General features: G+C 65.5%; 4 protein-coding genes. All 4 read right to left on the reverse strand.

All coding sequences use genetic code 11. From position 1 onward, the window contains the following. Positions 1–190: 190 nt before the first annotated feature. Complete coding sequence (locus tag AAFP05_RS00320; protein ID WP_341727855.1) at positions 191–844, reverse strand: TetR/AcrR family transcriptional regulator; 654 nt, start codon at positions 842–844, stop codon at positions 191–193. Positions 845–860: 16 nt separating this feature from the next. Beyond that, positions 861–1,562, reverse strand: coding sequence for a hypothetical protein (locus tag AAFP05_RS00325; protein ID WP_341727856.1), 702 nt, complete (start codon positions 1,560–1,562; stop codon positions 861–863). A gap of 107 nt (positions 1,563–1,669) precedes the next feature. Further along, complete coding sequence (locus tag AAFP05_RS00330; RefSeq protein ID WP_341727857.1) at positions 1,670–2,590, reverse strand: ATP-binding cassette domain-containing protein; 921 nt, start codon at positions 2,588–2,590, stop codon at positions 1,670–1,672. Next, the coding region (locus AAFP05_RS00335; protein ID WP_341727858.1) for a DUF1361 domain-containing protein at positions 2,587–3,497 on the reverse strand (911 nt) is incomplete at its 5' end. The genes AAFP05_RS00335 and AAFP05_RS00330, both read right to left, overlap by 4 nt.

The raw sequence follows: 3,497 nt of genomic DNA on the forward strand, positions 1-3,497 counted from the left end.
TAGTTCACCAGGCCGGCGTTCAATACGACCGTCTTGTCGTCCATGTCAGATCTCCCTTGAAATGCGGCTGCGGTGTCGGTGCTCGCCCTTGAAGTCCCTCGGTGCGTCTCGACTCTATACCGCGCCCGCTCGCGGACGACGTGTCCTGCTGGCCGGCCGTTCGGGCCGGCAGCGTCAGGCTCCGGCAGGGTCAGGTTTCGGCGGGGTGGTCGGCGGTGGTCGCGCGGAAGAAGAGTCGCAGCACCTCGTCCGTCGCGGCGCGCAGGTCAAAGCTGGGATCGGAGAACCACTCGCCGACGATCGCATTGGTCGCCCCGATCAGCCCGATGGCGGCCGTGCGCGGGTCCGCCGGGCTCAGCTCCCCGCCGCGCTGGGCCTGCTCGATGAGCCCGGCCAGCGCCTGCCATTGCGGTGCGGGCTCTTCTCCGATCGCCTCTGCGCTTTGCGTCACGAGATCCTGGTCGCTGGTCAGCATCTCGGTCATCACCTTGATCTGGCTAGGGTGTTCGATCGTGAACTGCACCGTCGACCGGACGTAGGCGGCAACGGCGGCCGTCGGTGTCGGCGCGGCCATCACTGCTTGGGCGATCGCTTCGACGGCGCTGCCGAGTGCGTGCGCGCAGGCCGCTTTGATCACCGCGTCCTTGGTGCCGAAGAAGTAGAGCACCGCGGGCTTCGTCACCCCGGCGGCTTCGGCAATGAGCGCGAGCGTGGTGCGCGCTATGCCGCGTTCGGCGATCAGGTCGATCGTGAGGCCGATGATCTGCTCGCGCCGGGCAGCTTCGGTGAAGGTGGGCGCACGGCCGGTGCGTCCGGACGCCGGGGTCTGTTTGCTCGTCATCATCGGCTTTTCGAGGTTCTCAGATATCTCTGCGCGTCAGCCGCCGGCCGGCCGCCAGCGACGCGATCGCGATCCAGGCCGCCAGCGAGACGAACGCCCAGCCGAGGCCGATCGCCTCATGGCCGCTGGCAGTCCCGGTGAGACTGTGGATGGCCGAAACGGGAAGAAGCGGCGTCACCATCGCCCCGAAGCCGGCGCCGAACCATTCTGCCACTCCACCGATGGCCATGATGGCCAACGGCACCAGGGCGCCGAGCGCAGCGCTGCGGAAGACGAACGTGCCTGTCGCAGCCAGAATCGCATAGACCACGGGCATCGCGACCGAACCGGCGGCGAGGCGGATGTTCTCCGCAGGGAAGAGCTCTGCGGGTGTCATGCTGACCAGCCCGCCCGCCACGACGGTGACCAGGATGCACAGCGCCGCAGCGAGCACTCCGATGATCAGCACTGCCGCACCGATCGTCAGCAGTTTGGCGGTCAGGAATCTTGTGCGATCGGGCGTCAGAGTTGCGGTCGTCTGAATCATCCCGGAGGTGAATTCCGATCCGACGAAGACCGCGCTCAGTGCGATCAGTACGAAGGTGGACGCGTCCACTCCGAGGACTCCGGCGCCGAAGACCTGGTGAGGTGCCAGCGCACTCAGTGGACGGCCCTGGGTGACCGGCAGGGTGGCGTAGAAGAACGCGGCAGCGATGCCGCTCAGCGCGATGGCGGCGGTCATGAGCGCGCGGTGCGATGGCAGCGACCAGAGTTTTATGGCCTCGGATCTGACCGCTGCGGATAAGCCTGGGGCAGGGCGGTTCGCTGCGCTGGACTGAATGGCGATAGTCATAGTGCGTGCTCCTCAGTAGTGCGGAGAGCGATCTCCTGCGGGGTGCTGGTGAGAGCAAGGAATCTGGCTTCGAGGTTCTTGGGCTGCGGCGTCAATTCGCTCAGCGCGATCCGCAGATCGAGAGCGATGCGTCCGATGAGGGCGGCGCCCACGCCTTGCACAGCAAGCGCATCGTCGCGCTCGCGTGCGACGCTTCCGCCCGCTTCCTCAAGCGCGGCGGCCAGCCGTTCGGCGTCTTCGCAGACCACGCGTGTCGCGCCTTTGGTACGGCGGACGAGTTCGTCCATGGTCTGCTCGGCGATGAGTCGTCCGTTCGCCAGCAGGACGACCCGGTCTGCGGTTTCCTGCAGTTCGTGCAGCAGGTGACTCGAGACCAGCACGGCGCCGCCGTCGGCAGCATGGTTCTTGAGCAGCGATCTGAGCCAGACGATGCCGCTCGGGTCGAGCCCGTTCAATGGCTCGTCCAGGATCAAGATCCTGGGTTCGCCGAGCAATGCCAGCGCGATGGCGAGGCGTTGCCGCATGCCCAGTGACAGCGCTTTGATCCGACGGGTCGCCACCTCACTGAGTCCGACTTCATTCATGACCGCTTGAACTCGGTCGGTGCCGATGCCTCCGGTGGCCGCCGCCCAGCGCAGGTGATCGATCGCGGTGCGGCCCTGCTGTACGGCGTGCGGATCGGTGACCGCGCCAACGGTGCGCATCGGCTGGGGGAGCGCCCGATAGGCAGTGCCGTCGATGAGCGCCCGGCCGGATGTCGGATGGTCGAGCCCGAGAATGGCCCGGATCGTCGTCGACTTGCCTGCGCCATTGGGCCCGATGAATCCGGTGACCGCGCCCGCGGGCACATCGAAGCTGAGGTCGTCGACGGCGGTGGCGGTGCCGTAGCGCTTCGTCAGATGCTCGACGGTGATCATCTGCGGCTCCTCTCGTTGCGATGTCCGGTGGTCGAATCGTTACGCGACTTACCAGATGGTAAGTACTCTAAACGATAGGTCAGTTCGGGGTCGGATGTCCGTGAACGGGGAAAATGGTTTCGGAAGGTCGTGGCCTGCCGGTGGACATGCAGCAGCAGATCGCCCTCCTGAGGGCCGGATGGTTCCTTTCTGGTTACCGGGAAACTCCGCGGACCCGGCAGCTTCCCGCGGCTCCCGATCCCGGCTGCGCGAGCGTGGCTGCCGTGGTGATCGGTGCGTGGGCCGGGGGTTAGCCGAACGACTCGAATCTCACCATGACGTGGATCAGTGGACCGGCTGTGACTAGGTAGATCATCGCCAGAAAGATCGCGTAGGGTGATCGTGAGGCCGAGGCCCGCCAGCCGGTTGTCGCGGTCGCCGAAATGCTCCCGCAGCCTTTTGGCGAACGACACCGGGTGGCGGATATCCCAGCTGTTGAAGCGCAGGTAGCGGCCCAGGTACATGCCGAACGAGACCAGCAGCAGCACCACCGCGAGGACCACGAGCACCGGCGTCTGGGTGTAGCTGGTGGCGTAGTCACCGTAGAAATAGAGGGCGCTCAAGGTGTGCGCGGTGAACAGGTTGATGACCGTGTTGATCACACCCGACATGGCGAGTGTGATGACCAGAATCACATCGAACCACATCGGTACACGGTCGTCCGGCCGGCGATGCGAGAGATTGAGCTCGGTGATCAGGTAGCTCGCATTCGGCAGCATCAGCAGCCAGATGATTCCACAGACGACGAGCACGATGTAGCCGAGTGGCCGCGAGATGATCAGCGTGCCGAGGCCTGCGCTGATCGCCACCCCCAAGATCAGGATCGGCAGGATCGACAACCAGATATTCCACAGCATCGGCCGGCTGA

It is taken from the genome of Brooklawnia sp., from assembly GCF_032229645.1.
Classification (GTDB): Bacteria; Actinomycetota; Actinomycetes; order Propionibacteriales; family Propionibacteriaceae; genus Brooklawnia.